Source organism: Bacillus sp. sid0103 (assembly GCF_019219025.1).
This window is the reverse complement of sequence record NZ_JAHUWN010000075.1, coordinates 1-2,930: the sequence shown is the minus strand read 5'-3', so window position 1 is coordinate 2,930 and position 2,930 is coordinate 1. Positions and strand designations below refer to the sequence as shown.

At 42.4% G+C, this 2,930-nt stretch carries 5 protein-coding genes; all 5 read left to right on the top strand.

Going from position 1 to position 2,930, the window contains the following annotated elements:
* The coding region (locus KW850_RS32405; protein WP_218351701.1) for a hypothetical protein at positions 1 to 1,172 on the top strand (1,172 nt) is incomplete at its 5' end.
* Positions 1,162 to 2,046 carry a hypothetical protein gene (locus KW850_RS32400; RefSeq protein ID WP_218351700.1) on the top strand — a complete coding sequence of 295 codons (885 nt, stop codon included), beginning with the start codon at positions 1,162 to 1,164 and terminating at the stop codon, positions 2,044 to 2,046. The genes KW850_RS32405 and KW850_RS32400, both read left to right, overlap by 11 nt.
* Positions 2,047 to 2,205: 159 nt before the next feature.
* Positions 2,206 to 2,361 (top strand): hypothetical protein, encoded by a 156-nt coding sequence (locus KW850_RS32395; protein ID WP_218351699.1) that lies wholly within the window; start codon positions 2,206 to 2,208, stop codon positions 2,359 to 2,361.
* The gene (locus KW850_RS32390) at positions 2,346 to 2,597 is read left to right on the top strand and encodes a hypothetical protein (RefSeq protein WP_218351698.1); all 252 of its coding nucleotides are present in this window, start codon (positions 2,346 to 2,348) and stop codon (positions 2,595 to 2,597) included. The genes KW850_RS32395 and KW850_RS32390 overlap by 16 nt, the downstream gene beginning before the upstream one ends.
* Positions 2,590 to 2,930: hypothetical protein (locus KW850_RS32385; RefSeq protein ID WP_218351697.1), on the top strand; the 341-nt coding region annotated here is incomplete at its 3' end. The genes KW850_RS32390 and KW850_RS32385, both read left to right, overlap by 8 nt.

The following is a 2,930-nucleotide window of genomic DNA, read 5'->3' as shown; positions in this document are numbered from 1 at the left end:
TGGGGCGAGGTAAGACGTCCTGGGCGCTACAACACATTAACGAGGCGCCAACTGATCGAAAGTTCATTTACATTACGCCATACCTAGACGAGATTCAGCGTGTAATTAAGGCGGTGCCTAATCGCAACTTCTTAGAGCCCAATAATAACAATCAGGCCGGCCGTAAGCTTCATAGTTTAAAAGAATTGATTGTCGCGGGATACGATATTTGCGCAACGCATAGCCTTTTTCAGACCGCTGACGACGAGCTTATCGAGTTACTTACGGGCTCAGGGTATATGCTTATCTTGGACGAGGTAATGGACGTTATTGAGAAGGCAAATATTAACCGGTCTGATATTCGCGCATTACTTGAGCTCGGCTATATCGAGATTTCCGATAACCGCGTTAAGTGGGTTTACGAAGACTATCACGACGGCCGATTCGATGATATCAAGTTACTTGCAAGAGCTGGCAATTTGTTTATTCACCGCGACAATTTTTTATTATGGTCATTTCCGCCAAAAGTATTCGAAGCCTTTGATAACGTAATGATCCTTACGTACCTCTTTGACGTTCAGATTCAGCGTTATTATTACGACTTACACAAAATCGGCTATGAATACAAGAGCGTTGAAAAGGTGGGGGATCGATACGAATTATCGGAGTATAATCGCACTGAAGAAAAAAGGGAAGAGCTTCTACAGCTAATCGATTTATATGAAGGCCCCCTAAATAAGGTTGCCGATCGACCAAACGCACTAAGTACGACATGGCTAAGTAAGGCTAGCGATGAGGTGCTCGAATCCATTCAGAAAAACATATATAACTATTTCCGTAATATCTGCAAAGTAAAAGTGAAAGACATTCTTTGGACCACTATTAAGAAACGTCAACACGACTTATCAGGCAAAGGTTATGCGAAATCATTTGCAGCAGTTAACCTCCGTGCAACCAACGAATATGCTGACCGTAGCTCACTTGCGTATGTGTATAACCGCTATTTGAATCCGATTGAGCGCGTTTTCTTCGAGGATAATGGCGTAACAATCAATCAGGATTTACTCGCTGTTTCCGATTTGCTGCAATGGGTATGGCGCTCTCAGATCCGCAATGGGCAGCCAATTAATCTGTATTTGCCGTCAAGTAGAATGAGGTCGCTTTTGAAAGGGTGGGCTAAATATGAAATCTAAAATTGAGGCATTACAACGCGGAGAAACGCAGGAGATTATCGATATTATCAAGCACCGGGTCCGTCACATAAATTACTTGAAAGCTGAGCGCGAGGACTCGTTGGACTATATAGCTGCAAAAGTTAAGGGGCAGATTGCGCCCATGCTCAGACTAGCGCGGAAAATTCGCCGTGGGCACTTTCCGAAATGGGTGGAATTTATCGAGCTGCTTGAATATTTCGGGATGAAAGACGTTCTAACGCGCGAAAACAACTATTCGCCGATGCCGGAGGATGTTCTTAATCACTGGGATTCTATGAGGTCGCTAATGCTGGAGGATCACATCTTCTTCTTTAACAAATTGCACGAAATCGAGGACGCAAAAACCGAAAAGATATTCGAAAAGGCTTTTGAAAGATGGGCTAGACCGGCTCTTGTCTATGCGTTCGAGAAAGCGGACACTTCGAAGTCAGAAAAAGAGATCGTAACCTATGTTTGTAAGGCATTTTACACCAAATACATCGAATTAAGAGCCATTTCGCAAGGGTTAAACCGGATTCGCAGGGATGGACAGTGGATTTATTACTATATGAGGGACATTAACGAATTCGATTTTGAACATGACGATGTTATGAAGGTGATTTTTCACGGTGCAAGGTATCAAAATTACAAAGAATGGGAGAAAATGGCTGAATCCTTAACTAAAAATCAAACAAAACTCCTTATTCAATTACACAATTATGTAAGGGAAGATGTTTCGAAACTGACGACCACTCAATTTTATGAAAAATATCCACATGAAAGGATGAATTATAAGAAAACTGCTGAGGAATTAGGCTACTCTTACCCTGCTTTTGTCAAGAATATCGAACGAATGAAGGGGAAAATTGTCTAATACTAACCTATACCTAAGGTTAAGTGAGGAAGAGAATAGGAAGCAAGTAAAATTTAAAAATAAGGCATCGCTCAAGTGGCGGTGCTTTTTTGCTGCAGTTTTTTTAGTGCGGCTTTTTTGCGTTCTAGGAGGTGTTCTCAAAACAAGGAGGTTGACGCAATGAGTTATGAAATTATTCAAGTCAATGAGTATTACGGAAATAACTTTAGCGGATCAAGATTAGCAAAGCTTTATTCGAATGGGCGCCTGGAGTATTTACCGGAGCCAGATCCGCCAGAAGAAAACGAGGAGGAACAATTGTGTACGAGGAGCTAGACCCAGAAGAGATATTTTTCCACGAAGTAATCGAGTTTGTGGAGTCCTACACCGTGTTCAAGAACTATAAACGGATGGACGATGAAAAGAAAACGAAATACATCGAGAAGCTCACGTTAATGATTGTATTTAGTGCGAGCCCTAGAAAAAATTTCGATATCAGCATGGCAACGATCCGAGAGGTCGTTCGGGACATACTCGATAAGAAAGCCGCGGAGGTAGCGGACGATGAATAAACTTCAACGTTTTATTTCTGCCAATTGTGCGACATATGACAGCGAAGGCAAATGCTTCCTTGAAACTGGCGCCAATGGCGACCGAACTTGTGTTTATTTTCGTGAACAAGGTGGGCGCTGTACTTTTGCAGAAAATAGTGTAATACCGGGCGACCATTCAATCGAGGTGCTTTATTGGTCGGAGCGAGGCGTAACCATGTCAGGTAATTTTTGCGAATCTTGCTTGCAACCATTCGAACGAAAAAGCAACAGGCAGCGCTACTGTAAGAAATGCGGAGAGTTTGCCGAAAAAGAAAATCGTCGTCAAAGAGACCGTGAATATAAGGAAAGAAA